The organism is Streptomyces sp. NRRL B-1347 (assembly GCF_000720325.1).
Classification (GTDB): Bacteria; Actinomycetota; Actinomycetes; order Streptomycetales; family Streptomycetaceae; genus Streptomyces.
Map to the genome: position 1 here is coordinate 24810 of NZ_JOJM01000027.1, position 25983 is coordinate 50792.

Genomic DNA, 25983 nt, shown 5'->3' on the forward strand with positions numbered 1-25983 from the left:
CCTCGGCGGGCGCCGCGGGGTTCGTCAGTAGGCGGGCAGGGTGCGCGGCCCCAGATCGTCGCGGGCCGGCGGCGGGGCGAGCCGGACGGTGCCGCTGAGGACGGACAGGCCGTCCTGGGCGACGACCACCGGTTCCAGTGAGACGGTGACCACTTCGGAGTGGTCGTCGACGAGGCGCGAGACCCGCTGGAGGAGCTCTTCGAGGGCAGGGGTGTCCACGGGGGCCGAACCGCGCCAGCCGAAGAGGAGGGGAGCGGTCCGGATCGATCGCACGAGGGTGCGCGCGTCCCGGTCGGTGACGGGAATCAGCCGGTGGGCGGTGTCCCCGAGGAGTTCGGACGCCGCGCCCGCGAGGCCGAAGGACATGACCGCCCCGGCTGCGGGGTCGTGGCCCGCGCGCACGACGGTGTCGACGCCCCGCGCGACCATGGCCTGCACGACGGGCCGCAGCTCGGCCGGGCGGCCGAGGGCCTGGGTGAGCTCGCGGTAGGCGCGGCGCAGCTGCTCCTCGTCGGCGAGGTCGAGGCGTACGCCGCCGAGGTCGGGGCGGTGGCGCAGGTGCGGGGCGGTGGTCTTGAGGGCGACGGGGTAGCCGAGCCTGCGGGCGGCGTCGGCGGCCGCGTCGGCGTCGGGCGCGGGCAGGACGGGGCGGACGGGGATGCCGTAGCGGCCGAGCAGGTCGCGGGCGTCGTCCGGGTCGAGGGTCAGGCCGTGCGGGTCCTCGCCCTTGGCGAGGAGGCCCGCGATCAGGTCGGCGGCGCCCTGTTCGTCGATGTCGTCGTACTCGGGCACCTTGCCGGGGTCGGCGATGTCGTGGCGCCACTGGGCGTAGGTGACGGCTTCGGCGAGGGCGCGCACGGCCCGCTCGGCCGCGGGGTAGGCGGGGATGCGGGCGTGCGGTGGCGGGGCGTCGGCCGCGGGCGGGGCGGCGGGCGGCCGGTCGTCGGGGCGGGCGGCGGCGCGTGGCTTGGTGCTCGCGGCGGCGGAGAGGGCCTCGGCGAGCTCGCCGAGCTCCACGTGGACGACGGCGACGGGCTTGGTGGGACACGCGGCCGCGGCGGACCGCAGGGCGGTGGCCAGGGTCTCCCCCTGGCCCTTGCGGCTCGATTCGCCGAGCGAGGGGATGACGGTGACGACGGCCGCGTCGCAGGTGTCGGCGGCGAGCGCGGCGCCGAGCGCGGTCCGGAAGTCCTCGGGCGTCGCGCCCGTGGTCAGGTCGCGCGGGGGCAGCGGGCGCAGGCCTTCGGCGACGCACGCGTCGTACGTGAGCAGGCCGAGGGACTCGGAGTTGCCGAGGATGGCGACGCGGGGTCCGGCGGGCAGCGGCTGGCCCGCGAGCAGGAGCCCGGCGTCGACGAGTTCGGTGACGGTGTCGACCCTTATGACCCCGGCCTGGCGGAGCAGCGCCGAGACGGTGGCGTGCGGGAGCCGGGTCGCGGCCCCGGCGTGGCCGGTGGGGGCGATGCCGCTGTGCCGGGCGCCCTGGACGACGACGAGGGGCTTCGCGGCGGCGGCGCGGCGGGCGAGGCGGGTGAACTTGCGGGGGTTGCCGATGGATTCCAGGTACATGAGCGCGACGTCGGTGTCCGGGTCGTCGTACCAGTACTGGAGGACGTCGTTGCCGGAGACGTCGGCGCGGTTGCCCGCGCTGACGAAGGACGAAAGGCCCGCGCCGCGGCGGTGCAGCCGGGACAGCAGGGCGATGCCGATGGCGCCGGACTGGGTGAACAGGCCGATGCGTCCCGCGGCGGCGAGTTCGGGGGCCAGTGAGGCGTTCAGGCGTACGTCGGCCGCGGTGTTGATGACGCCGAAGGCGTTGGGGCCGATGAGGCGCATGCCGTAGGAGCGGGCCCGGCGGACGAGTTCGCGCTGGCGTTCGAGTCCTTCGGGGCCGCTCTCGGCGTATCCGGCGGAGAGGACGACGAGCCCCTGGACGCCGTGTTCGCCGCACTCGGCGACCGCTTCCGGCACATGCTCGGCGGGGACGGTGACGACGGCGAGGTCGACGGGCCCGGCGATGTCGCGCACGGAGCGGTGGGCGGGGACTCCCTCGACGCCCTCGGCGACGGCCTGGTCGGTGAAGGCGCGGTTGACGGCGTGGACGCGGCCGGTGAAGCCCGCGCGCAGCAGGTTGCGCAGGACGCCGCGGCCGACGCTGTCCCCGGCGCGGCCGACGCCGATGACCGCGACGGAGCCGGGCGCGAGCAGCCGCTGGACGGAGCTTGCCTCGGCGCGCTGTTCGCGGGCGCGCTGGACGGCGACGGAGCGGTCGGTGGGCTCCAGGTCGAGTTCGAGGCGGACGACGCCGTCCTCGAAGCTGCGCTGCTGCTGGTATCCGGCGTCCGTGAAGACCTTCACCATCTTGGTGTTCGAGGGCAGGACCTCGGCGGCGAAGCGGCGGATGCCGCGCTCGCGGGCGACGGCCGCGATGTGTTCGAGCAGCGCGGAGGCGACGCCGCGGCCCTGGTGGGCGTCCTGGACGAGGAAGGCGACCTCGGCCTCGTCGGCGGGCCCGGAGGCGGGGCGGCCCTGGGCGTCGATGCGGTCGTAGCGGACGGTGGCGATGAACTCGCCGCCGACGGTGGCCGCGAGTCCGACGCGGTCCACGTGGTCGTGGTGCGTGAAGCGGTGCACGTCCTTGGCGGAAAGGCGGGGGTAGGGCGCGAAGAAGCGGTAGTACTTCGACTCGTCCGAGACCTGCTCGAAGAAGCTGACCAGGCGGTCCGCGTCGGCGGCCGTGATGGGCCGGATGCGGGCGGTGCCGCCGTCGCGCAGCACTACGTCGGCCTCCCAGTGGGAGGGGTAGGGGTGCTGGTCCCGCGGGGCGGGCGCGGCGCTGTCCGACGAGGTGTGCGCTGGGCCGTCCGCAGGGGTCTGCATGGGGCCAGGGTACGGGTCGCGCGGCCGCCCGGGCCGGGGCAATGTAGGAGGGGTCGAAAGGCGGTCGGGTGGCGGGAGGCGGGTCGTGGGGCAGCGCGGCACCGGCCCTGCGGGAGCACCCGGGTCGACATGAGACACTGGTCTAGACAAGTGTGAGACACCTGGAAGGGCAGCAACACATGGCTGAGCGCCGCGTCAACGTCGGCTGGGCCGAGGGCCTCCACGCCCGGCCCGCATCCATCTTCGTCCGTGCGGCCACGGCCTCGGGCGTCCCCGTGACGATCGCCAAGGCCGACGGCAACCCCGTCAACGCGGCCTCGATGCTCGCGGTGCTCGGCCTGGGCGCGCAGGGCGGCGAGGAGATCGTGCTCGCTTCTGACGCCGAGGGCGCGGACGCCGCCCTGGACCGGCTGGCGAAGCTCGTCGCCGAGGGCCTCGAGGAGCTCCCGGAGACCGTCTGACACTGTCGGACACAGCGCGCCGGAGCCGCGCGGACCACTTGGTGGCCGCGCGGCTCCGTCGTGTTGCGGGGCTCCGTCGTGTTGCGCGGCTCCGTCGTGTTGCGGAGCGCCGCCGTGTTGCGGAGCGCCTCGTGTTGCGGAGCCCGAGGGCGCCGCTCAACCTGTGATGTCGCCGCCGGCAAAGGCGCGGCGTGAATTCACGAGCCGGTGGCGCGAGCCGGTGGAACAAACACCGTGTGGTGGCGGGAAAATCCGGCGGTGAATTCCCACGCCGGTATGCCGGGCTTTCCCGGACGCCGGGTATGAGGTCCGGTACGCGCATCTCGTATACGAGTCCTGTGTACGGGGTCCCTGTTAATTCCGTACGCCCACTTTGTTGACGGCGTGTTGCGAACCCCTCACGCGCCCGGCGCGCGGCCGGTACGCGGACGCCGTGCGCTCGGCGTGCAGGAGCGTGAGCGCGCGGGCCCGGTCCGCGTCCTGGCGGGCGACCGCGTCGACGACCGCGGCGTGCCCGGCCCACAGCTCCGCGGCCACGACCGGCGCGTCCGCCACGTACATCCAGGCGACCTTGTGGCGCAGCTGCGTGAGCAGGGCGATGAGGCCGGGGCTGCCGGAGGCCTGGGTGAGCGTCTCGTGGAACCAGCCGTCCAGCGAGCGCAGGTCCTCGCCGCCGCCGCGCCGGACCCGCTCCTGGCCGAGCCGCACGAGGCCGCGCAGGACCTTCAGATGGGCTTCGGTGCGGCGCTGCGCGGCACGGGCGGCCGCCAGCGGCTCCAGGAGCGTACGGACCTCCAGGAGGTCGGCGGCGTCCTGCTCGGTCGGCTCGGCGACGCAGGCGCCCGCGTGCCTGCGGGTGACGACGAAGCCCTCGGCCTCCAGGGTGCGCAGGGCCTCGCGCACGGGGACGCGGGAGACGCCGTAGCGGCGGGCGAGGAGTTCTTCGGTGAGCCGCGTGCCGCGTTCGTAGACACCGGAGACGATGTCGTCCCGGATGGCCGTGCAGACCGAGTGCGCGGGAATGCGCATGACGGACCTCCGCTTTAATGCCCGCGAAACGCGTCGCGCGACGCGTTGAAGACGCTGGTGCGGCAACTCTATGGACGCTGTCGCCACGGACTCTATTGCAGATGGCCGCATTTTCCGATGGGGCACCGGAATCCATGGATATCTTTTGGCCAAAGGTTGTGCGGCCGCGGGGCGCCGACGCCGAAAGCCCCGGCTCGGCGAGCCGGGGCTTTCGGGAAGTGCGCGGGGCGCGGATGGGTCGCGCACGCCGTGGGAGCGTCAGCCGCTCGCGGCGTGGGACGTCAGGTGCGCACGCCGTGGGGCGTCAGACGCTCACGCCGTGGGAGCGCAGGTACGCGATCGGGTCGATGTCCGAGCCGTAGTCGGCGCCGGTGCGGGCCTCGAAGTGCAGGTGCGGCCCGGAGGAGTTGCCGGTGGACCCGGAGAGGCCGATCTGCTGGCCCGGGGTGACGGCCTGGCCGACGGTGACGCTGAGGGACGACATGTGGCCGTACTGGGTGTACGTGCCGTCGTTCATCTTGATCACGACGTTGTTGCCGTAGGCGCCGCCCCAGCCCGCCTCGACGACGGTGCCCGCGCCGACCGCCTGCACCGAGGTGCCGGACGCGGCGTGGAAGTCGATGCCGGTGTGGCTGCCGGAGGACCACATGCCGCCGCCGGCCTTGTAGGAGGTGGAGACGTACGAGCCGGCGACCGGGGCGACGTAGGCGTTCAGGCGCTTGCGCTCGGCGTCGCGGGCGGCGCGCTCACGGGCCCGCTCCTTGGCCTCCTTCACCGCCTTGGCCTCGGCCTCCTTCTTGGCCTTCTCCTCGGCCTTCTCCTTGGCGGCGGCCTCGGCCTTGCGCTTCTGCTCGGCGGCCTTGTGGCGCGCGGCCTCCTCGGCCTTCTTCTGCGCGGCGGCGTCGTTGGCGGCCTGCTTCTGGGCGGCGGCCTGGGCGTCGATCTCGTCGGCCAGCGTGTCGTTGATGGCGATGGCCTGCGTGAGGCCGGTGCTCGCGTGGTCCGCGGAGGAGTCGGCGGCGAGTGCCGGAGCGGCCAGGCCCGAGATGACACCGGTGGTGGTGAGGGCGGCGACGCCCGCGGCGCTTGCGGTGGTGCGCGAGATGCGGCTCGGGCGGCGGTGCTTGCCGGTCGGGCGGATGAGCGCCATGAAGCGGCTGGTCCTTTCCTTCCTTCTCGCCTACCGGGTTAGCTGACGGGTTCGGAGCAGGAAGGTCTCCTACGGACTCCTCGCCTCGCGGCAAGGGGACCGATTCACCCCAGGGGACGTGTGGGTCCCCGGCTCCCCTGGCTCACGCCGTACGGGGACTCGGCGATGACTGTCCGGTGCCGCGGACGCGGCTTGGTGCCTGACGGGCAGCCGCATTGACGCTAAACGCCTCATCTTTCAATCGACAAACGGATCCTGCCTTTTGTAGCGCACGCCACACGGCAGACACCCAACCTCCATGCCAATTCGGACATATGGCAGCATGCAGGGACCCCGGAGGCTTCCTAAGCCTCCGGGGTCCCTTGAGTTACGCGGTGTTCGTACCGGTTTGCCCAGCGCGGCCGGGCGGGGGCAATCAGCCGGTGACGACGGTCACTTCGCCGATGCCGAGGGCCCGCACGGGCTCCTCGATCTGCGCGGCGTCACCGACGAGCACCGTCACCAGCCGGTCGCTCGGGAACGCGCTCACGACGGCCGCGGTGGCCTCCACCGTGCCGGTCCCGGCCAACTGCCGGTACAGGCTCGCCTGGAAGTCGTCCGGCAGCTCCTGCTCCACCTGGTCGGCGAGCGTGGCGGCGACGGCCGCGGCCGTCTCGTACTTCAGCGGGGCCACGCCCACCAGGTTCTGCACGGCGACGTCGCGCTCGGCGTCCGTGAGGCCCTCGGCGGCCAGGACGCGCAGCACCTTCCACAGGTCGTCGAGGGCCGGGCCCGTGTTCGGCGTGTCCACGGAGCCGCTGATGGCCAGCATGGCGACGCCCGGGGCGCCTTCCGGTGACCGCGGCGCCGCGGAGCGCAGCACCTGGCTGAAGGCGCGCACGCCGTACGTGTACCCCTTCTCCTCGCGCAGGACGCGGTCCAGACGCGAGGTGAGGGTGCCGCCCAGGCAGTACGTGCCGAGGACCTGCGCGGGCCAGACGATGTCGTGCCGGTCCGCGCCCACGCGGCCGATGAGGAGCTGCGTCTGGACGGCGCCGGGGCGGTCCACGATGACGACGCGCCCGGTGTCGTCGGCGGTCACCTGGGGCATCACGTGCGGCTCGGCCGAACCGCCCGTCCAGGCGCCGACGGTGTCGGCGAGGACGGCGTCCAGGTCCGTGCCGGTCAGGTCACCGACCACGACGGCGGTGGCCGTGGCGGGGCGCACGTGCTTCTCGTAGAAGGCGCGTACGGCCGCGGAGTCGATGGCGGTGACCGTCTCCTCGGTGCCCTGGCGCGGGCGCGACATGCGCGAGGTGGCCGGGAAGAGCTGCTTGGCCAGCTCCTTGGCGGCGCGGCGCGCGGGGTTGGCGGTCTCGTGCGGGATCTCGTCCAGGCGGTTGCGGACGAGGCGCTCGATCTCGCCGTCCTCGAAGGCGGGGGCGCGCAGCGCGTCGGCCAGCAGGCCCAGGGCCTTCGGCAGGCGCGAGACGGGCACTTCGAGGGAGAGCCGGACACCGGGGTGGTCGGCGTGCGCGTCCAGCGTGGCGCCGCAGCGGTCGAGCTCGGCGGCGAACTCCTCGGCGGAGTGCTTGTCGGTGCCTTCGGAGAACGCCCGGGCCATGATCGTGGCCACGCCGTCCAGGCCCTGCGGCTCGGCGTCCAGGGGCGCGTCGAGGTGGATCTCGACGGCGACGAGCTGCTGGCCGGGGCGGTGGCAGCGCAGCACCGTCAGGCCGTTGGCCAGGGCGCCGCGCTCGGGGGCCGGGAAGGCCCAGGGCTTGGCCGTGCCCGCCTGGGGCTGCGCGTGGAACTGCATGGTCGCGGCCTCGGTCACTTCGCCGCCTCCTCTTCCTGCTGGGTCTCGGCGGCTTCCTGGGTCCCGTCGGCGTCCTCCGCGGCGGTCACCGGCTCGTACACCAGGACCGCGCGGTTGTCGGGGCGCAGGCGGGCCTTGGCGACCTCCTGGACCTCGGCCGCGGTGACGTCGAGGACGCGCTGGACGGCGGTGAGGGCGAGCTGCGGGTCACCGAAGAGGACGGCGAACCGGCACAGTTCGTCCGCGCGGCCCGCGACCGTCCCGAGGCGGTCGAGCCACTCGCGCTCCAACTGTGCCTGGGCCCGCTCCATTTCCTCCGGGGTCGGGCCCTCCTCGGCGAACCGGGCGAGCTCCTCGTCGACGGCGGCCTCGATGACGGGGACCTCGACGTCGCCCGAGGTCTTCACGTCGAGCCAGCCGAGCGACGGCGCACCGGCGAGCCGCAGCAGGCCGAACCCGGCGGTCACCGCCGTGCGGTCGCGGCGCACCAGGCGGTTGTAGAGCCGCGAGGACTCGCCGCTGCCGAGCACCGTCAGGGCCAGGTCGGCCGCGTCGCACGCGCGCGTGCCGTCCTCGGGCAGGCGGTAGGCGGCCATCAGGGCGCGGGCGGGGACGTCCTCCTCGACGACCTCGCGCAGCTCCTTGCCGATGCGCTCGGGCAGCGAGCCGTCGCGCGGCTGCTGCTTGCCGTCGTGCCCGGGGATGGAGCCGAAGTACTTCTCGACCCAGGCGAGCGTCTGCTCCGGGTCGATGTCACCGACCACGGACAGGACCGCGTTGTTCGGCGCGTAGTACGTGCGGAAGAAATTGCGGGCGTCCTCGAGGGTGGCCGCGTCCAGGTCGGCCATGGAGCCGATCGGGGTGTGGTGGTAGGGGTGGCCCTCCGGGTACGACAGGGCGGTGAGCTTCTCGAAGGCCGTGCCGTAGGGGACGTTGTCGTAGCGCTGGCGGCGTTCGTTCTTCACCACGTCGCGCTGGTTCTCCATGGACTCCTCGTCGAGTGCCGAGAGGAGGGAGCCCATGCGGTCCGCCTCCAGCCACAGGGCGAGCTCCAGCTGGTGCGCGGGCATGGTCTCGAAGTAGTTCGTGCGCTCGAAGCTGGTGGTGCCGTTCAGCGAGCCGCCGGCGCCCTGCACCAGTTCGAAGTGACCGTTGCCGTGCACCTGCTGCGAGCCCTGGAACATCAGGTGCTCGAAGAGGTGAGCCAGACCGGTACGCCCCTTGACTTCGTGGCGCGAGCCCACGTCGTACCAGAGGCACACCGCGGCGACCGGGGTCAGGTGGTCCTCGGAGAGCACCACGCGCAGGCCGTTGGCAAGGCGGTGCTCGGTCGCTGTCAGACCGCCGGAGCCTGCCGCGGCTGTGGCCGTGTGACCCATGGGCATGTACGTCCCTTCGATCGCTGAATCCTCAATAGCTTTTGCCGGTCCTGCCACTGTATGCAAGCCCGCGGACCCCTGGCGAAGTTCCCGATCCGCGCTCCGATTAGTCGGTGTTCGCCGTGGGCGTGATCGCGGCTGGGTGTGTACGGGGCGCGGGCAGGGCGCGGGCGGCGGGCGGGGCCCGGTGCGGGCCGCCGCTCCGGGCCGGTTCGCGGTGCTCCGCGGGGGCGTCGGACGGCCCTGGCGTGCCCGCGCCACGCCGCCGACCGCCTGGTTGCCGCGCGGCCCCGACCGGGTCGTGGTCGGGGTTGTCAGTGGGACGGTCCACAATGGTCGGCGTCAGATCCCGCACTTGTTGGTGAAGGAGCCGCAGCAGCGATGGCCCGCCGCAGCACGAAGACCCCACCGCCCGACGACTCGTTCGAGGAGAAGATCCTCGACATCGACGTCGTCGACGAGATGCAGGGCTCCTTCCTCGAGTACGCCTACTCGGTCATCTACTCCCGCGCCCTGCCCGACGCCCGCGACGGCATGAAGCCGGTGCAGCGCCGCATCGTCTATCAGATGAACGAGATGGGCCTGCGCCCGGAGCGCGGCTATGTGAAGTGTGCCCGCGTCGTCGGCGAGGTCATGGGCAAGCTGCACCCGCACGGCGACGCGTCCATCTACGACGCGCTCGTCCGCATGGCGCAGCCGTTCTCCATGCGCCTGCCCATGGTCGACGGCCACGGGAACTTCGGCTCGCTGGGGAACGACGACCCGCCCGCCGCGATGCGGTACACGGAATGCCGCATGGCGGACGCCACGTCCCTCATGACGGAGTCGATCGAAGAGGACACGGTCGACTTCACGCCGAACTACGACGGCCAGGAGAAGGAGCCGGTAGCCCTCCCGGCGGCCTACCCGAACCTCCTGGTGAACGGCTCGTCCGGCATCGCCGTAGGCATGGCGACGAACATGCCGCCGCACAACCTCAGCGAAGTCATCGCGGCCGCCCGGCACCTGATCAAGCACCCGGCCGCCGACCTCGAGACGCTCATGAAGCACATCCCGGGCCCCGATCTGCCCACGGGCGGCCGGATCGTCGGCCTGTCCGGCATCAGGGACGCGTACGAGACGGGGCGCGGCACCTTCAAGATCCGCGCGACGGTCTCCGTGGAGGCGGTGACCGCGCGCCGCAAGGGCCTGGTCGTCACGGAGCTGCCGTTCAGCGTCGGCCCGGAGAAGGTCATCTCCAAGATCAAGGACCTGGTGGGGTCCAAGAAGCTCCAGGGCATCGCCGACGTCAAGGACCTCACCGACCGCGAGCACGGCCTGCGCCTGGTCATCGAGATCAAGAACGGCTTCGTCCCGGAGGCCGTCCTGGAGCAGCTGTACAAGCTGACGCCGATGGAGGAGTCCTTCGGCATCAACAACGTGGCGCTGGTGGACGGCCAGCCCCTCACCCTCGGCCTCAAGGAGCTCCTCGAGGTCTATCTCGACCACCGGTTCAACGTGGTGCGCCGCCGCAGCGAGTTCCGCCGCGGCAAGAAGCGCGACCGGCTGCACCTGGTGGAGGGCCTGCTCATCGCCCTCCTGGACATCGACGAGGTCATCCGCCTCATCCGCTCCAGCGACAACAGCGCGCAGGCCAAGGAGCGCCTGATGGAGCGCTTCTCGCTGACCGAGGTGCAGACGCAGTACATCCTGGACACCCCGCTGCGCCGCCTCACCAAGTACGACCGCATCGAGCTGGAGTCCGAGCGCGACAAGCTGAACGCGGAGATCGACGAGCTGACCCGCATCCTGGAGTCGGACGCGGAGCTGCGCAAGCTGGTCTCCTCGGAACTGGCCGCCGTGTCCAAGAAGTTCGGCACGGAGCGGCGCACGGTGCTCCTGGAGTCCTCCGGCTCCCCGGCCCCCACGGTGTCCCTCCAGGTCGCCGACGACCCGTGCCGGGTCCTGCTGTCCTCGACGGGTCTGCTGGCCCGCACGGCCAACGGCGAGCCCTTCGCGGAGGGCGACGGCAAGCGCGTCAAGCACGACGTGATCGTTTCGGCGGTGCCGACGACCGCGCGCGGCGAGGTGGGCGCGGTGACGTCCGAGGGACGCCTCCTCAGACTCTCCGTGGTCGACCTGCCGCAGCTCCCGGACACGGCGTCCGCGCCCAACCTCTCGGGTGGCGCCCCGGTCACCGAGCTCCTCTCCCTGGAGGGGAACGAGAAGCTGATCTGCCTGATGACGCTCGACGAGTCCTCCCCGGGCCTGGCGCTCGGCACGGAACAGGGCGTGGTCAAGCGCGTGGTGCCCGACTATCCGGCGAACAAGGAAGAGCTGGAGGTCATCACCCTCAAGGACGGCGACCGCGTCGTCGGCGCGATGGAGCTGCGCACGGGCGAGGAGGACCTGGTCTTCATCACGGACGACGCCCAGTTGCTGCGCTATCCGGCAGCGCAGGTGCGGCCGCAGGGCCGCCCGGCGGGCGGTATGGCGGGCATCAAGCTCACACAGGGCGCGAAGGTCATCTCCTTCACGGCGGTCGACCCGGCGGCGGACGCCATGGTGTTCACGATCGCGGGCTCGCGCGGCACGCTCGATGACTCGGTGCAGACGACGGCGAAGCTCACGCCGTTCGACCAGTATCCGCGCAAGGGGCGCGCGACGGGCGGCGTGCGCTGCCAGCGCCTGCTGAAGGGCGAGGACTGCCTGAGCTTCGCCTGGGCGGGCCCGACGCCGCCGCGCGCGGCGCAGCGCACGGGCACCCCGACGGAGCTGCCGGAGCCCGACCCGCGCCGGGACGGCTCCGGCGTCTCCCTGGCGAAGCCGGTGGCCGCGGTGGCGGGGCCGGTGTAGCAGTCAGCGGCGGTCGGCTCGGGGGTCGGGGGCGGCCTCCGGGCCGAAGTCGGCTTCGACTTCGGGCTCGGGGTCGGGCGCGGCCCCCGGGTCGAGGTGGGCTCCGACTTCGGGTTCGAGGTCGATCTCGGCTTCGGGGTCGAGGTCGGAGCCGAAGTCGAGATCGGCGTCGGGGTCGGCGTACGGGTTGAGGCCCTCGTCGGAATCGGCGTAGTCGGGCTCGGCGTACGGGTCGACGGCGGCGGTGTCGGGGGCCGAGGCAGGATCCAGCCCGGCCACGGGCCCGGAGCCGGCCATGGACGCGGCGCCGCCCTCGCTCTCGGGCTCCGGCGCCTCCTCCGCCTCCGGCTCCTGTACGTACCGCAGCACGCCCCACATGCCGAACTCATCCGCGTGCGGGGCGTCCTCGTCGTTCTCCCGGCACAGCGTCAGCCCGCCGTGCAGCTCCGGTACGTCGATGCCGGAGCCGATGAGGACGAGCTGCGTGAGCCGCTTCTCGCCGGGCTCCCACGGCTCGGGGTAGAAGCGCAGGAACCGCCCCACGGAATGCACCGCGTACCGGTTGCGGGCGTCGGCGGCACCGAAGTCGACGTACCCCTTGATGCGGTAGAGCCCCTCGGGCCTGCTGTCGAGGAACTCCATGAGGCGGCGGGGGTTCATGGGCGCTTCGGAGGTGAAGGCGAGGCTTTCGTAGCCGCTGTGCAGATGGGTGTGACCGCAGTCGGTGTGTCCGCAGTCGCCGTGGAGGGCGGCGTGCTCGGGGTCGCTGCACGAAGCGGCGCGGTCGTAGTCGGGGGCGCGGTCACGGTCGGGGCCGTGGTCGTGGTCGAGGCCGTGGTCGCGGTCTCCGAGGGGGCGCTCCTCGGCCTCGCCGTGGTCGTGCAGGTCGTCGAAGGAGAGCTGGCCGATGCGCTCCCCCACCGGCTTGCGGTCCAGGAGGAGCCCCACGTCCACGCGCCCGTACGTGGCGGCGACGACGGCGGCCCGGTCGGTGTGGCGGCGCACCTCGTCCAGGACGCGGTCGCGCTCCCCCGCCGGTACCCGGTCGGCCTTGTTGACCACGACGAGGTCGGCGATCTTCAGATGCCGGTCGACCTCGGGGTGCCGCTCCCTGGTGCTGTCGAACTCGGCGGCGTCCACGACCTGCACCAGACCGCCGTACACGATGTGCGGGTTCTCGCTGGCGAGCACCATGCGCACGAGTTCCTGCGGCTCGGCGAGGCCGCTCGCCTCGATGACGATGACGTCGATGCGGGCAGAGGGCCGGGCGAGCCGTTCCAGATACACATCGAGTTCACTGGCGTCCACGGCACAGCACAGACATCCATTGCCGAGGGACACGGTGGAGTCGCCCAGCTGCCCGGCGACGGCCATGGCGTCGATCTCGATGGAGCCGAAGTCGTTGACGATCGCACCGATGCGGCTGCCGCCGCTGCGGTGCAGCAGATGATTCAACAGTGTCGTCTTGCCGGACCCCAGGAATCCCGTGAGGACGACGACTGGAATCTGCTGCTCACGCACGTGTGGCCCCTCGCATCAACACACATCAAGGTGGATCAAGTCGCTCAAGACGCGTACACCTCGCAGGCGACGAGCATGTACGGCATTTGAACACCACTCCAGGATATGTGCGCGTAGACGTGCCGGTAGGCGAACGATTCCGTGCGGCGCCGACGGGGCACACATTGGGCACGGCGCAGGGATGTCAGAGCCCGGATTCCTGCCGTGCTTCCGTGCGCCTCCTCTCCGCCTCCCGGCCGATCAGAGCCGCTCGGCACCCTGGGAGACGGCAAGCGCCGCCCATCGCTCGCCGGTCCGCCCTGCCGCCCCGCGCCCGAAGACCGGCGGACGGTCGCCTGATTCGGGGGTTGACATGACCACACAAACATCTTGGATACGGGGGGTGGGTCCGGCCGCGGTGGCGGGGCTCGCGCTCACGACTGGAGCACTGACTCTCGCGGCCGCGCGGCTACGCAGGAACATGGCCCTGACCGAGCAGCACCGTCTGCACTTCGCCCTGCTCTGCAAAGCCATGGAGGACGAGGCGCTGGCCGCGGTCCTGGACACCTACGACAGCGAGGTGCCGCCGGACAGGCAGCGCCAGTTCTTGTTCGCCAACGCCCTCTACACCAACGCTCTGCACGCGTACCGGACCGGGGCCATGAGCTTGGGAGAGCTCTACGGACACCTTCGGGTGATGTGTCAGAACCCGGTCTTCCGCGCGTACTGGGAGGCCACCCGCCACCACCGTGCCAGCCTGCGCCGCTCGTCGGAGGAGGCGGAGGTGGGGCGCGTCCTGGACGGTCTGGCGCGGGAGCTCCGAGAAGCGGATACGGACGAGTGGTGGGTGGTCGGGCACCCGCCCACCGACTAGCCGGGACCCCATCGCCAGGCGGGGATCTAACCGCCCTTGAGATGAATCCAGTTGGAGCACTCCACAGCTCCCTGAGATGGACATTCAGGGTTAATCTGTCATCGCCCTTCCGTCTATCACCCAAGGACCAGGATCCCCTTGAACATCCTGCGCCGCATCGGCGCCTCTCCCCGCGAGCGGGGCAGCGCCACGGGCCAGACGTGCCCCGACATCTTCGAACTGAGCAATGGCGATTTCGCCGTGATCGGAACCGAGATGACCGCGGATCTCACGGGCGCACTGCCCGCCGACGCCGCACGCGCAGACTACGAAGGCATTGTCGTGATCAGCCGAGAGACCCTCATCCGGGCCAAGGCAGACATCCCCGACGCCTGATCGGCAACCGGAGCAGGACGCGACGCCCGACTCCGGCGCTCCGCCCCCGAGCCACCTTCACGTGAGTGATCCCTCACCACAGGTGCCTCCCCTCGCTCCGCTCGCTCTGCGCTCCACCCCACCTCATGCACCCATGGAGATCCGCTGTGCCCGAAATCCTCCGTCGAATAGGCCCTCCCCCGCGTGAGCGGGGCAGCCTCGCCGGCGCCAACTGCCCGGACATCTTCGAACTGACCGATGGCAATTTCCTCGTGATCGGGACCGAGATGACCGCGGACCTCGACGGCGAGCTGCCCGCCGACGCAGCTCGCGCCGACTACGAACGCATCGTCGTGATCAGCCGAGAGACCCTCATTCGGGCCAAGGCAGACATCCCCGACGCATAGCCCGTCGACGGATCCATCACCCTGCGGCACCCACCATCCCGGGCGCCGTTTTCTGTACCCACCCCTGGGAAGACTCTCGCCCAGGGGTGACTGATGCCAGGTCAACACGCATGGCGTTCGGCACGCACCATCTTCCTGTGGACCACCGCCGTCACTGTCGGCATCGCGCTCGTGGGCCTGGCGTCCATCGTCGTGAGCGGCCTGTTGATACGGGGCGTGGAGACCGCCAACGGCGGCAGCAGGGCGGCGGAGAAGCGAAGTCAGATCGGGGACTACTTCGGCGGCGTGAGCGCCGTCTTCTCCGGGGTCGCCCTCCTTCTGCTCATCGCCACACTGCTCCTGCAACAGCGTGAACTGCGCATGCAGCGGCAGGAGCTCGCGCACCAGCGCGAGGAACTGTCGGCGTCGCGGGCGGAGTTGCACCGGAGCGCCGAGGCAGACATGCGCGCACTCCATGTGCAACTGACGGAGATGGTCATGAACAACCCCGACCTGGCCGAGGTATGGGACGACCTCCCCCGTGAGTCGACCACGGAGTTGCGTCAGAACCTGTTCTCCAATCTGACCTTCAATCACTACGTCCTGGCGCTGAGCTGGGGCACCTTCACCGAGGAAGACCTCGTCGTCTACGCGTCGAGCCTGCTGTCCAGCCCTACCTTCCTGCGCTACTGGAACGCCACGCGTGAGCACAAAAGCCAACTGCCGGCCGACAGCGCGGAGGGCCGCATGTTCCGGGTCTTCGAGCGCGCTCTGGCCGACCAGCGCCGCGGGGCGCCCCCGTCCACAGCGTGAACGAGGGCGCTCCGTCGGCCCGGCTCCGTCCGCCACCCAGCCGGCCCGTCCCGTGGCCGCACCCACCTCAATCCAACGGCGGTACCGCCACCGGCGGCTCCTGCCCCACGTACCGGGCCGCGGGCCGGATGATTTTCGAGTCCTCCGCCTGCTCCAGGATGTTGGCACTCCAGCCCACCACGCGCGCGGACGCGAACGTCGGCGTGAACATCTCGCGCGGCAGCCCGCACAGCTCCATGACCACGCCCGCGTAGAACTCCACGTTCGTGTGGAGTTCGCGCCCCGGCTTGAGCTCCGCGAGGATGGCCTCGACCTGCCGCTCGACCTCCACCGCGAACTCCACGAGCTCGCCGCCGAACTGCTGCGCGATGCCCCGGAGCATGCGGGAGCGCGGGTCCTCGGTGCGGTAGACGGGGTGCCCGAAGCCCATGATCCGCTCGCCCGCTCGTACGCGTTCCCGGATCCAGGAGTCGATGCGGTCGGGCGTGCCGATCGCGTCGAGCGTGTCCAGGGCCCTGCTGGGGGCGCCACCGTGCAGGGGCCCGGACAGCGCGCCGACGGCACCGACGAGACAGGCCGCGACATCCGCACCCGTCGACGTGATGACGCGAGCCGTGAAGGTTGACGCGTTGAAGCCGTGATCAATGGTTGAGATCAAGTATTGCTCGACGGCCCGGGCCCGGGTGGCGTCCGGTTCGGAACCGGTGAGCATGTAGAGATAGTTGGCGGCGTACGACAGATCGTCGCGCGGCTCCACCGGGTCGAGGCCCTGGCCCAGCCGGTACAGCGCGGTGAGCAGGGTCGGCACGACGGCGGAGGCGGCGAGCGCGTCGGCGCGGCGCCGGTCGCCGTCGATGTCGTACACCGGCCGGAAGCCCTTCGAGGCACCGAAGAGCGAGAGCGCGGTACGCAGCCCGGAGAGCGGACCGGAGAGCGCGCTGGCGCGGGCGATGGCGGGCAGCGCCGCGCGCACCTCTTCCGGCAGGTGCCGCAGGGCCGCGGTCTGCTCGGCGAAGGCGGCCCGCCGCGCGGCGTCGGGCAGCGTGCCGTGGAACATCAGGTGCCAGACGTCCTCGAAGCCGCGGGTCTGCGCGAGCTCCACGGCGGAGTACTGGCGGTAGTGGTAGAAGCCCTCGTATCCCCTGACGTCGCCGAGTTGGGTCTCGGTGACGACGACACCCGCGAGGCCGCGGGGGACCTCGACGGGCGCGGTGGGGGTGGCGGCGGAGCCATTGATCGGCATGGTGTTCCTCGACTTCCTCCCTGGACTTGATTCGACTGTCCATGCTTGACTCAATTTCTGTCAATGTTGATTGAATCAATATGTAAATACAGCTGTCCGGACGCAGATACGGTGACGCCCATGACGGATCAAGAAGCGGGTGCGGTCGCGCACGAAGGTCGGCGGATCAGCACCAAGGAGGCCGCGGAGCTGCTCGGCGTGAAGCCCGAGACCGTGTACGCGTACGTGAGCCGGGGCCAGCTCAGCAGCCGCCGCGGCCCCGGAGGGCGCGGCAGCACCTTCGACCCCAAGGAGGTGCGGGCCCTCGCGCGCAGAAACCGCCGCGAGCCCGCCGTCGCGACCTCGGCCAACGAGCTCTCCGTCCGCACCCGCATCACCCTGATCGACAAGGACCGCTACTACTTCCGCGGCGTCGACGCGGCCGAGCTGGCCCTGGGCCACTCCTACGAAGAGGTCGCCGAGTGGCTGTGGACCGGCGTCCTGCGCCCGGGCATCCACTTCACGGCACCGCCCGAGCCGGCGGGTGCCGCGCGGCTCGCCGTACGCGCCCTGCCCGCGCACTGCGCCCCCACGGACCGGCTGCGCGTGGCGGCGATCTCGGCGGCGGCCGCCGACCCGCTCCGCTTCGACCTCTCCGAGGAAGCGGTCGTCGGCACGGCCCGCACGTTGATTCCCACCATGGTCGCGGCGCTCCCGCCCCTCCTGCCGACGCACCGCGACGGCGGCCCGCTGGCCGGACGGCTGTGGGGGCGGCTGAGCGGCCGCAAGCCCGACGAGGCCTCGCTCCACGCCCTGGACACCGCCCTCGCGCTGCTCGTCGACCACGACCTCGCGGCATCCACGCTGGCGGTCCGCGTGGCCGCGTCCGCGCGCGCCCACCCTTACGCGGCGGTGTCGGCGGGCCTCGGCGTCCTGGAGGGCCCCCTGCACGGCGCGGCGAGCGGCCTCGCCCACCGCATGCTCCTGGAGGTCCTCGACCGGGGCAGCGCGGCACCCGTCGTCGCGGACGAGCTGCGCGCGGGCCGTCGCGTTCCCGGCCTCGGCCATCGCGTGTACGCGGGCGAGGACCCGCGCGCCCAGGCACTGTTCGGCCTGCTCGAAGTGATGCCCAAGGCCGGGCCCGCGCTCGCGGCGGCGCGCGACGTGGTGGCCACCACCGCCCGCCACACCGACCTGCACGCCAACATCGACCTCGCGCTCGCCGTCCTCACCGTGTCGTCCGGCATGCCCGCGGAGGCGGGCGAGACGGTCTTCGCGGTGGCGCGCACGGCCGGCTGGATCGCGCACGCCCTGGAGGAGTACGAGGAGCGGCCGATGCGGATGCGTCCTGTCGGCCAGTACGTCGGACAGCGCCCGCCGCAGCCGTTGCCCACCAAGCAGGACGCGTGAATCCGGCCGGGGCCGCAGGTTAGGCTCACCTCCGTGAGTACCTGCGCCACCGCATCGCGGGACCTGAGCGAACCCCTCGCGGGCACCGCGGCCACCGCCAAGACGTGGCTGCTCCTGGAACAGCCGGGCCCTTGGGGTGCCAAAGCGCTCACGTCGAGCCACTTGGACCCGGAGGTCGGCCGCGCACTGGAGCGCGCGGCCGAGTCGACGGGCGTACGGGTCGCGCTCATCCGGCGCCCCGGACGGCACGCCGACTGTCACACGCCCGCACGGCACCGGGTGTTCATCGCCCACACCTCGCCGGGAGCCACCTGGCTGCGCGCCCATGTGATCGACGAGCCTCGGCAGTTGCTCGACCTGGACTTCGCGGCGCTCGGCGCGGGCGACCACGGCGGCTTCGGGCGCCCGCACACCGGCGCCCCGCTCGCGCTCGTGTGCACGAACGGCAAGCGGGACCGCTGCTGCGCCCTGCTCGGCCGCCCGCTCGCCGCCGAACTCGCCACGTCCGGCGAGGAAGGCGTCTGGGAAATCACTCATCTAGGTGGTCATCGCTTCTCCCCCACCCTGCTGGTGCTCCCGTACGGGTACGCGTACGGCCGGACGGCGGCGCCCACGGTGAAGGGCGTCCTGCAGGCGGTGCGCGAAGGGCGCGTCGTCACCGAGGGCTGCCGGGGCAACTCCGCCTGGGAGCGCCCCGGGCAGGCCGCCGAGCTGGCGGTGCGCGCCGCCGCCCACGAGGACCGCGCGGGCGTCCTGAGCGTCGTAGGGACGACGGGCGACGCCCCGCGCTGGGAGGTCACCGTGGCCCACACCGACGGGCGGCACTGGCGGGTCACCGTCGCCCAGGGCTCCTCGCTGCCGCCGCGCCCGGAGAGCTGCGGCGCGGCCCTGGGGTCACCGGCACGGATGGACGTGATGGCGGTCCGCGAGATCACGGAGGCCGTGCCGGCCGGGACCGAGGACAAGCACGACGACAGGAACGGGGACGGGCCCAAGAGCGGGGCCGTGGACGGGAGCGGGGCCGAGACCGGGGGCGCATCCGCTCGCAGTGCGCTCGCCTAGGCGCACAAGGGCGCGCGGGAGCGCACGAGCCGCCCGGCAGGCGCCAGGACCGCCTCCTGAAGCCCCCGGGCGAGGCTCCAGGAGGCGTACGAGATCCACGCCACACTCCCTTAAGAGAAGACCGCCCGCCGCCGTACCGTTCGTCACATGAGCCCGACTCCTCCTGCCAGACGACTGCGCCTCGGCCTGCCGCGGCGCGTCTTCTCGCAGGTGCTGCTGATGCAGCTGGCGATCGCCGCCGGGGTCACGGTGCTCGCCACGGGGCTGTTCCTCGCGCCGCTCAGCAAGCAGCTCGACGACCAGGCCATGCGCCGCGCGCTCGCCATTGCGCAGACGACAGCGGCACAGCCGCAGATCGTCCGGGACCTCACCTCGACGCGTCCGGCGGCCGACGGGCCCGTCCAGGCGGCGGCCGAACGCATCCGCGAGGCCAGCGGGGCCGAGTACGTCGTGATCATGAACAAGCTGGGCGTGCGCTGGTCGCACACCGACCCCGGGGAGATCGGCAAGGTCGTCTCGACCGACCCCAGCGACGCGCTCGCCGGCCGTGACGTCATGCAGATCGACAACGGCACGCTGGGGCGCTCCGCGCGCGGGAAAGTGCCTCTGCGAGTCGCGGGCGGCGAGATCGTCGGCGCCGTCTCCGTAGGCATCGCGTACGACAGCGTCCGCGACCGTCTGATCCATACGATCCCGAGCCTCTTCGCGTACGCGGGCGGCGCCCTAGCCGCCGGTGCGCTCGCCGCCTACCTGATCTCCCGGCGCGTGCAGCGCCAGACAAGGGACCTGGCCTTCTCCGACATCTCGGCGCTGCTCGCGGAGCGCGAGGCGATGCTGCACGGCATCCGCGAGGGCGTCGTCGCCCTGGACCGCGCCGGACGCGTCCGGCTGCTCAACGACGAGGCGCAGCGGCTCCTCGGGCTCGGCACGGAGGTGATCGGCCGCCCCTTGGACGAGGCACTCGGACCGGGCCGTACGACGGACGTGCTCGCCGGGCGGGTCACGGGCACCGACCTGCTGACCGTACGGGGCCAGCGCGTCCTGATCGCCAACCGCATGCCCACGGACGACGGAGGTGCCGTCGCGACCCTGCGCGACCGCACCGAGCTGGAACAGCTCGGCCGCGAACTCGACTCCACGCGCGGCCTCATCGACGCCCTGCGCGCCCAGGACCACGAGCACGCCAACCGCATGCACACGCTGCTCGGCCTGCTGGAGCTGGAGATGTACGAGGAGGCCGCTGAGTTCGTCGGCGAGGTGGCGGGCGCCCACCGGGTGACGGCCGAGCAGATCACCGAGAAGGTCCACGATCCGCTGCTCTCCGCCCTGCTCGTCGGCAAGGCCACCGTGGCCGCGGAGCGCGGCGTGACACTCGCCGTCTCCGGAGACACGGCGTTGCCCGACCGGCTCGTCGATCCGGGCGGCCTCGTGACGATCGTCGGGAACCTCGTGGACAACGCGTTGGACGCAGCGACCGGCACACGGCACGCACGCGTAGAGGTCGTTTTGCGTACTGAGGGTCTACAGGGACGCACGGTTGTCCTCCAGGTACGCGATACCGGCCCTGGTGTTCCGCAGGATCAGCGCGAGGCGGTGTTCACGGAGGGCTGGTCCACGAAGGAACCGCCCGCGCACGGGCAGCGGGGCATCGGGCTGGCGCTGGTGCGCAGGCTCGCCGAGCGCCAGGGCGGCAGCGCACGCGTCGGCGCGGGCCCCGACGGGGGTGCCGAGTTCACCGTGGTCCTCCCCGAAGGACTGGCGGAACCGCAGCCAGTGGCCGGGGAGCAGCCCCCCGCCGCCACCGACCCGCAGTCGGTCCCCCCACCAGTCACCACGTCGGCCACTACATCGGTCACTACATCGGTCACTACGGAGGAGGCACGATGATCGAGGTACTGGTCGTGGACGACGACGTCCGGGTCGCGGACGTCAACGCCGCCTACGTGGAGAAGGTGCCGGGCTTCCGTGTCGCCGGCCGGGCCCACAACGCGGCCGAGGCTCTGCGCTTGATCGACGAGGTCCCCGTCGACCTCGTACTCCTCGACCACTACCTGCCGGACGAGACGGGCCTCACCGTCGTGCGCACGCTGCGCGAACGCGGCCTCCAGACCGACGTGATCATGGTGACGGCGGCCCGCGACGTCACCACCGTGCAGGCCGCGATGCGCCACGGCGCGCTCCAGTACCTGGTGAAGCCGTTCTCGTACGCGGGACTCCGTACGAAGCTCGACGCGTACGCGACCCTGCGCCGCACCCTGGACGGCGGCGGCGAGGCCGAGCAGGCCGAGGTCGACCGGATCTTCGGCGCGCTCTCGGCGACTCCGGCACCGGAGCTGCCCAAGGGGCACTCCCCCACGACCGCGGAGCTGGTCCGCAGGGCCCTGATGGCCGCCGAGGGGCCGCTCTCCGCCCAGGAGCTGGGGGAACGCACCCGGCTCAGCCGCCAGACCGCCCAGCGCTATCTGAAGCTCCTGGAGCGCACCGGCCGGGTGCGGCTGAGCCTGAAGTACGGCGACACAGGACGCCCCGAACACCGCTACGAGTGGTCGTCGAGTCGCTGACCCACCCGGCGCGGTGCCCCTCGGCCCAGGTCGGCTACACGGCGCCCGCCCCGGTCAGCGAACGCACCTCCGTCTCCGCGTGCTTGGCCTGGTCCGCCCGGTCCGCCGACGTGACCGTCCCGAGCCAGCCCGCGAGGAAGCCCAGCGGGATCGAGACGAGCCCCGGGTTGTCCAGTGGGAAGTACTGGAAGTCCACGCCGGGGAACAGCGAGTCCGTGCTCCCGGACACCACCGGCGACAGCACGACGAGCACCAGCGCCGGCAGCAGCCCGCCGTACACCGACCACACGGCGCCCCGCGTGGTGAACTCCCGCCAGAACAGCGAGTACAGCAGCACCGGCAGGTTCGCGGACGCGGCGACCGCGAAGGCGAGTCCCACCAGGAACGCGACGTTGAGATCGCGGGCGAGCAGACCGAGTCCGATCGCGACCACCCCGATCCCGGCGGCGGCGACACGCGCCACCGCCACCTCACTGCGCTGCTTGGTCCGCCGCCGCAGGGACGCGTAGAGGTCATGGGCCACCGACGCCGAGGAGGCGAGCGTGATCCCCGCAACCACGGCGAGGATCGTCGCGAACGCCACGGCGGCGACCACCGCGAAGAGAACCGTTCCTCCCGTGGAGTCCGCGCCCCCGCCCAGATCGAGCGCCAGCAGGGGCACCGCCGTATTGCCCGCCGCGTTCGACCCGCGCACCGCGTCGGAGCCGACGATCGCCGCGGCCCCGAAGCCGAGCACGATCGTCATCAGGTAGAAACTGCCGATCAGGCCGATGGACCAGACGACAGAGCGACGGGCGGCGCGCGCGGTCGGCACGGTGTAGAAGCGGGAGAGGATGTGCGGAAGCCCGGCCGTGCCGAGCACCAGGGCGAGCCCCAGGCTGATGAAGTCCAGCCGCGACGTCCAGTCCCCGCCGTACTTCAGTCCCGGCGCCAGGAAGTCACTTCCGTGCCCACTGCGGTCGGCCGCCGTACGCAGCAGCTGGTCGAAGTCGCCGTGGAATCGCATCAGGACGAGCACGGTCAGCGCGATCGCACCGCCCATCAGCAGCACCGCCTTGACGATCTGGATCCACGTGGTGGCCCGCATCCCGCCCAGTGACACATAGATGACCATGAGCGCGCCGACACCGATCACCGCCCACGTCCGGGCGGCCTCACTCGTCTCCCCCAGCAGCAGCGCGACCAGTGAACCCGCGCCCACCATCTGCGCCACCAGATAGAGCACGGACACGGTCACCGATGACGTGCCCGCGGCGATGCGCACCGGCCGCTCCCGCATCCGCGCCGCGACGACGTCGGCGAGCGTGAACCTGCCGCAGTTGCGCACCAGTTCCGCCACGAGGAACAACACGACCAGCCATGCGACGAGAAAGCCCACCGAATAGAGCAGACCGTCGTAGCCGTACAGCGCGATCAGCCCGGAAATGCCGAGGAACGAGGCGGCCGACATGTAGTCGCCCGCGATGGCAAAACCATTCTCCATGGGCGAGAACAGCCGCCCGCCCGCATAGAACTCCTCCGCCGAACCATGCCTGTTACGGCTCACATACGTCGTGATCCCGAGCGTGATCGCCACGAACACGCCGAACAGCACGAGCGCCAGCGTCTGATGGTCACCGGTCACCGCTCGGCCCCCTGCCTCAGCTCCCGCTCTCTGTTCTGCTCGAACACGGCCCAGCGCAGATCCAGCGCCGGCCGGTCCCGCCGCAGCCGGGCATGCCGGGCATACGCCCAGGTCAACAGGAACGTCGTGAGGAACTGCCCGAGCCCTGCCACCATCGCCACATTTACCGCTCCGGCGACGGGCCGCGCCATCAGCCCCGGCGCCGTCGTCGCCGTCACGACGTACGCCACATACCAGGTGAAGAAGGCGATCACCGCCGGGACGACGAACCTTCGGTAGCGGCGGCGCACTTCCTGGAACGCCGCGCTCGCCTGCACCTCCAGGTAGATGTCGGCCGCGCTCCCGTGCCGCCGCGGCGCGGTGGCGGGATCCGTGGGCGTGGGCGTGCCCGTGCCGTCCAGCTCGCCCCAGCCGGCGGCGAGCTCGTCGTACCACGGATCCTTCAGGTCACCGGGCCGGTCCCGCCCGGCATCGCAGCCGTCGTCCTTCTCCACCGAACTCTCCTTGTCCGCAGCCATGTTCGGCCGCGAGCCCAAGGATGGGCAGAACAGGAAGATCCGTCCCTCTTCTCTCCCCGCTCTTCACCCCATCAGGTGACGGGGATCCTCACCTGCGGCTACTCCCCGGCGGCTGCGCGAGACCGTGCCGGTAGGCGTAACGCACCGCCTGCGCACGGTCCTTGAGACCCGCTTTGGCGAAGAGATTGTTGATGTGGGTCTTCACCGTGGCCGTGGAGACCTGCAACGTCCGTGCGATCTCCTGGTTCGTCAGCCCCTCCGCGATCAGCGCGACCACCTCCGTCTCCCGCAGCGTCAGGCCGTCCGGCGGCTCCACCGGTCGCGCGGGGGGCTCCGGCTCCGAAAGCCGCTCCAGGAGCCGCCGTTGGATCTGCGGCGATAGCCCGGCCTGCCCCGAGAGCACGTCCTCGATGGCCCGCACGATCTCCTCACCACCCGCGTCCTTGGTGAGATATCCCCGCGCCCCGGCCTTGAGCGCCGGGAACAGCGACTCGTCGTCGGCATACGTGGTGAGCACCACGACCTGCGTGCCCGGGTACTCGGCGCGGATCCGGCGGGTGGCCTCCGCCCCGTCACAACGCGGCATGCGCAGGTCCATCAGCACCACGTCCGGCGAGAGTTCACCCACGAGCCGCACCGCCTCCTCGCCGTCACCCCCGGCCCCGACGACTTCGACGCCCGGCAACAGCCCCAAGAGCATCACGATGCCCTCACGCACCACGGTCTGATCGTCGACGACGACCACGCGCGCGGGCGCCTTGCCCTCTCTCGCAGCCCCCTGCCCCGACGACCGTGCCAACCCGGCATCGACACCAACAACCGCCCCTGAAGCACCACTTCCCGGCGCCCCCACTCCAGCCCCGGCGCCCGGCTCAGCACCAGCACCAGCACCAGCACCAGCACCAGCACCAGCACCAGCACCAGCCACGGAAGCACCGTCGCGACGCCCGTCGTCCCCTGTCATCCCGGCACCCTCAGCCTCACGGCGAAGCCCTCGTCCTCCGGCCCCGCCTCCAGCGAGCCGCCGAGCAACTCGGCACGCTCACGCATTCCCAGCAGACCGTACCCGGCTCCCGATGCCGTGAATTCCCCCGGCGTTCCCCCCGAATCGGTCACATCCAAGGTGACCTCCCCCTCTCCATACTCGAAGCACACCGCCACCTTGGCCCCCGGCGCGTGCTTCCGTACGTTCGTCATCGCCTCCTGCGCCACCCTTCGCACCGCCTGCGATGCCTCCGCGGGGAGTACCCGCCGCTCCCCGGAGACCGCGACGGACGCACCGTCCGTACGAGCGAGCTCCCGCAGGAATTCCTCGACCGGAGTCATCTCCCCGCGCAGCGCCGACAGCGCCTGACGCGTCTCGGCAAGCCCCTCCGCGGCCATCGACCGCGCCGCCACGACCCGGCCCAGGACCTGGTCCCGGTCCGCGTCCCGCTCGATCAGCAGCCGGGCCGCCTCCAGGTGGACCAGCTGAGCGGAGAGGCTGTGCGCCAGCACGTCGTGGATCTCCCTGGCGATACGGGCACGCTCCCCCAGGGCCGCCGACTCCGCCTCTGCGGCCCGTGCGGCTCGCTCCTGTGCGAGCAGCCGCTGCGCGTTGCCCCGCGCCTCGGCGTCCAACCGCAGGACATACCCGGCGAGGCCGAGCCCCACGGTGATGGCTGCCGTCGTCGGCCAAGGGTCCTCGTTCACCACGGCGAACGCCCCCAGTGACGTCAGCGCGGCGACCGCCGCCACGGCCAGGGGCAGTCGCTCCAGCGCCATCATCGCGCTGGCACACCACAGCACGGCCGCGGGCGTCTCGAACCCGGTCCCCTGTGCCGCCCCTCCCGCGATCAACAGCACGCCCCACAACGCCAGTGACGGCCACAAGCGCCGCTCCAGCGTGGTGTGGAGGAACCACGCCGCCGCCCCCGCGCAGAGAACGATCACAAGCACCGCGAGGGCGAGGCCCCAGCCGAGGATCTCCCGCCGCGCGAAAGCGCTCCACAGCAGCATGCCGATGAACACCGCGCGCACGCCCCAGGTGAGCAACCGGCGAGGCCGGGTCAGCTCCTGCTGGGTGAGTGCCTCCCGCGCGGGCCAGCGCGTCCAGATGCCACGCGTCACACCCGCTCCTCCCGTCAG

21 protein-coding genes and 1 riboswitch are annotated in these 25983 nt (G+C 71.8%); of the genes, 10 read left to right on the forward strand and 11 right to left on the reverse strand.

Annotation, left to right across the window (positions count from 1 at the left end):
- Window positions 1-24 precede the first annotated feature (24 nt).
- The gene (locus tag IG74_RS0122770) at window positions 25-2880 is read right to left on the reverse strand and encodes a bifunctional GNAT family N-acetyltransferase/acetate--CoA ligase family protein (protein ID WP_078868967.1); all 2856 of its coding nucleotides are present in this window, start codon (window positions 2878-2880) and stop codon (window positions 25-27) included.
- Between the two features lie 179 nt (window positions 2881-3059).
- Here IG74_RS0122770 and IG74_RS0122775 point away from each other — a divergent pair, with 179 nt between their 5' ends.
- The gene (locus IG74_RS0122775) at window positions 3060-3341 is read left to right on the forward strand and encodes an HPr family phosphocarrier protein (protein ID WP_003981826.1); all 282 of its coding nucleotides are present in this window, start codon (window positions 3060-3062) and stop codon (window positions 3339-3341) included.
- A gap of 354 nt (window positions 3342-3695) precedes the next feature.
- Here the strand turns inward: IG74_RS0122775 and IG74_RS0122780 are convergent, their stop codons facing one another.
- The 4 genes from IG74_RS0122780 to IG74_RS0122795 all read right to left on the reverse strand — a co-directional run bounded on the left by IG74_RS0122780 (window position 3696) and on the right by IG74_RS0122795 (window position 8703).
- Window positions 3696-4370 (reverse strand): GntR family transcriptional regulator, encoded by a 675-nt coding sequence (locus IG74_RS0122780; RefSeq protein WP_030680344.1) that lies wholly within the window; start codon window positions 4368-4370, stop codon window positions 3696-3698.
- Window positions 4371-4674: 304 nt separating this feature from the next.
- A complete protein-coding gene (locus IG74_RS0122785; protein WP_030680346.1) occupies window positions 4675-5520 on the reverse strand; it encodes a M23 family metallopeptidase in 846 nt (281 codons plus the stop codon).
- A 12-nt stretch (window positions 5521-5532) separates the two neighbouring features.
- A riboswitch (cyclic di-AMP (ydaO/yuaA leader) is annotated at window positions 5533-5695 on the reverse strand.
- Between the two features lie 240 nt (window positions 5696-5935).
- Window positions 5936-7336, reverse strand: coding sequence for a M16 family metallopeptidase (locus IG74_RS0122790; RefSeq protein WP_030680349.1), 1401 nt, complete (start codon window positions 7334-7336; stop codon window positions 5936-5938).
- Complete coding sequence (locus IG74_RS0122795; RefSeq protein ID WP_030680352.1) at window positions 7333-8703, reverse strand: M16 family metallopeptidase; 1371 nt, start codon at window positions 8701-8703, stop codon at window positions 7333-7335. Before IG74_RS0122795 ends, IG74_RS0122790 begins: the two co-directional genes overlap by 4 nt.
- Before the next feature lie 375 nt (window positions 8704-9078).
- Between IG74_RS0122795 and IG74_RS0122800 the strand changes: the two genes are divergently transcribed.
- On the forward strand, window positions 9079-11532 hold the full coding sequence (locus IG74_RS0122800) for a DNA gyrase/topoisomerase IV subunit A (RefSeq protein ID WP_030680355.1): 2454 nt from the start codon (window positions 9079-9081) through the stop codon (window positions 11530-11532).
- 3 nt (window positions 11533-11535) lie between these two features.
- On the opposite strand, the gene IG74_RS49585 is transcribed toward IG74_RS0122800, so the two are convergent.
- On the reverse strand, window positions 11536-13053 hold the full coding sequence (locus tag IG74_RS49585; protein ID WP_234334417.1) for a CobW family GTP-binding protein: 1518 nt from the start codon (window positions 13051-13053) through the stop codon (window positions 11536-11538).
- Window positions 13054-13435: 382 nt separating this feature from the next.
- Here IG74_RS49585 and IG74_RS0122810 point away from each other — a divergent pair, with 382 nt between their 5' ends.
- The 4 genes from IG74_RS0122810 (at window position 13436) to IG74_RS0122825 (ending at window position 15459) form a co-directional block, all read left to right on the forward strand.
- Window positions 13436-13906, forward strand: a complete 471-nt coding sequence (locus IG74_RS0122810; protein WP_324607507.1) for a DUF6082 family protein — start codon at window positions 13436-13438, stop codon at window positions 13904-13906.
- 138 nt (window positions 13907-14044) lie between these two features.
- Window positions 14045-14281, forward strand: coding sequence for a hypothetical protein (locus IG74_RS0122815; protein ID WP_030680363.1), 237 nt, complete (start codon window positions 14045-14047; stop codon window positions 14279-14281).
- Between the two features lie 125 nt (window positions 14282-14406).
- Window positions 14407-14667, forward strand: a complete 261-nt coding sequence (locus IG74_RS0122820; RefSeq protein ID WP_030680367.1) for a hypothetical protein — start codon at window positions 14407-14409, stop codon at window positions 14665-14667.
- 93 nt (window positions 14668-14760) lie between these two features.
- The gene (locus tag IG74_RS0122825; protein ID WP_234334419.1) at window positions 14761-15459 is read left to right on the forward strand and encodes a DUF6082 family protein; all 699 of its coding nucleotides are present in this window, start codon (window positions 14761-14763) and stop codon (window positions 15457-15459) included.
- Between the two features lie 67 nt (window positions 15460-15526).
- On the opposite strand, the gene IG74_RS0122830 is transcribed toward IG74_RS0122825, so the two are convergent.
- Window positions 15527-16702 carry a citrate synthase/methylcitrate synthase gene (locus IG74_RS0122830; RefSeq protein WP_030680373.1) on the reverse strand — a complete coding sequence of 392 codons (1176 nt, stop codon included), beginning with the start codon at window positions 16700-16702 and terminating at the stop codon, window positions 15527-15529.
- Between the two features lie 120 nt (window positions 16703-16822).
- Between IG74_RS0122830 and IG74_RS0122835 the strand changes: the two genes are divergently transcribed.
- The 4 genes from IG74_RS0122835 (at window position 16823) to IG74_RS0122855 (ending at window position 21714) form a co-directional block, all read left to right on the forward strand.
- Window positions 16823-18091, forward strand: coding sequence for a citrate synthase (locus IG74_RS0122835; RefSeq protein ID WP_030680377.1), 1269 nt, complete (start codon window positions 16823-16825; stop codon window positions 18089-18091).
- A 33-nt stretch (window positions 18092-18124) separates the two neighbouring features.
- Entirely contained in the window at window positions 18125-19153 is a 1029-nt protein-coding gene (locus IG74_RS0122840) for a sucrase ferredoxin (RefSeq protein ID WP_078868968.1), read from the forward strand.
- Window positions 19154-19300: 147 nt separating this feature from the next.
- Window positions 19301-21040 (forward strand): sensor histidine kinase, encoded by a 1740-nt coding sequence (locus tag IG74_RS0122850; RefSeq protein ID WP_078868969.1) that lies wholly within the window; start codon window positions 19301-19303, stop codon window positions 21038-21040.
- Complete coding sequence (locus tag IG74_RS0122855; RefSeq protein WP_030680386.1) at window positions 21037-21714, forward strand: response regulator; 678 nt, start codon at window positions 21037-21039, stop codon at window positions 21712-21714. Before IG74_RS0122850 ends, IG74_RS0122855 begins: the two co-directional genes overlap by 4 nt.
- A 34-nt stretch (window positions 21715-21748) precedes the next feature.
- Here the strand turns inward: IG74_RS0122855 and IG74_RS0122860 are convergent, their stop codons facing one another.
- From IG74_RS0122860 to IG74_RS0122875, 4 genes are all read right to left on the reverse strand, one after another.
- Window positions 21749-23338 carry a cation acetate symporter gene (locus IG74_RS0122860; RefSeq protein ID WP_030680389.1) on the reverse strand — a complete coding sequence of 530 codons (1590 nt, stop codon included), beginning with the start codon at window positions 23336-23338 and terminating at the stop codon, window positions 21749-21751.
- The gene (locus tag IG74_RS0122865; RefSeq protein WP_037825914.1) at window positions 23335-23856 is read right to left on the reverse strand and encodes a DUF485 domain-containing protein; all 522 of its coding nucleotides are present in this window, start codon (window positions 23854-23856) and stop codon (window positions 23335-23337) included. The genes IG74_RS0122860 and IG74_RS0122865 overlap by 4 nt, the downstream gene beginning before the upstream one ends.
- 88 nt (window positions 23857-23944) lie before the next feature.
- A complete protein-coding gene (locus IG74_RS0122870) occupies window positions 23945-24601 on the reverse strand; it encodes a response regulator transcription factor (protein ID WP_030680397.1) in 657 nt (218 codons plus the stop codon).
- Window positions 24602-24816: 215 nt separating this feature from the next.
- Window positions 24817-25965 (reverse strand): sensor histidine kinase, encoded by a 1149-nt coding sequence (locus IG74_RS0122875; RefSeq protein ID WP_030680400.1) that lies wholly within the window; start codon window positions 25963-25965, stop codon window positions 24817-24819.
- Between the last annotated feature and the right edge of the window lie 18 nt (window positions 25966-25983).

Coding starts and splice junctions, on each gene's coding strand:
- IG74_RS0122770 (WP_078868967.1), bottom strand. CDS start 2,880: ATGCAGACCCCTGCGGACGGCCCAGCGCACACCTCGTCGGACAGCGCC.
- IG74_RS0122775 (WP_003981826.1), top strand. CDS start 3,060: ATGGCTGAGCGCCGCGTCAACGTCGGCTGGGCCGAGGGCCTCCACGCC.
- IG74_RS0122780 (WP_030680344.1), bottom strand. CDS start 4,370: ATGCGCATTCCCGCGCACTCGGTCTGCACGGCCATCCGGGACGACATC.
- IG74_RS0122785 (WP_030680346.1), bottom strand. CDS start 5,520: ATGGCGCTCATCCGCCCGACCGGCAAGCACCGCCGCCCGAGCCGCATC.
- IG74_RS0122795 (WP_030680352.1), bottom strand. CDS start 8,703: ATGCCCATGGGTCACACGGCCACAGCCGCGGCAGGCTCCGGCGGTCTG.
- IG74_RS0122800 (WP_030680355.1), top strand. CDS start 9,079: ATGGCCCGCCGCAGCACGAAGACCCCACCGCCCGACGACTCGTTCGAG.
- IG74_RS0122820 (WP_030680367.1), top strand. CDS start 14,407: ATGCACCCATGGAGATCCGCTGTGCCCGAAATCCTCCGTCGAATAGGC.
- IG74_RS0122825 (WP_234334419.1), top strand. CDS start 14,761: ATGCCAGGTCAACACGCATGGCGTTCGGCACGCACCATCTTCCTGTGG.
- IG74_RS0122830 (WP_030680373.1), bottom strand. CDS start 16,702: ATGCCGATCAATGGCTCCGCCGCCACCCCCACCGCGCCCGTCGAGGTC.
- IG74_RS0122835 (WP_030680377.1), top strand. CDS start 16,823: ATGACGGATCAAGAAGCGGGTGCGGTCGCGCACGAAGGTCGGCGGATC.
- IG74_RS0122850 (WP_078868969.1), top strand. CDS start 19,301: ATGAGCCCGACTCCTCCTGCCAGACGACTGCGCCTCGGCCTGCCGCGG.
- IG74_RS0122855 (WP_030680386.1), top strand. CDS start 21,037: ATGATCGAGGTACTGGTCGTGGACGACGACGTCCGGGTCGCGGACGTC.
- IG74_RS0122865 (WP_037825914.1), bottom strand. CDS start 23,856: ATGGCTGCGGACAAGGAGAGTTCGGTGGAGAAGGACGACGGCTGCGAT.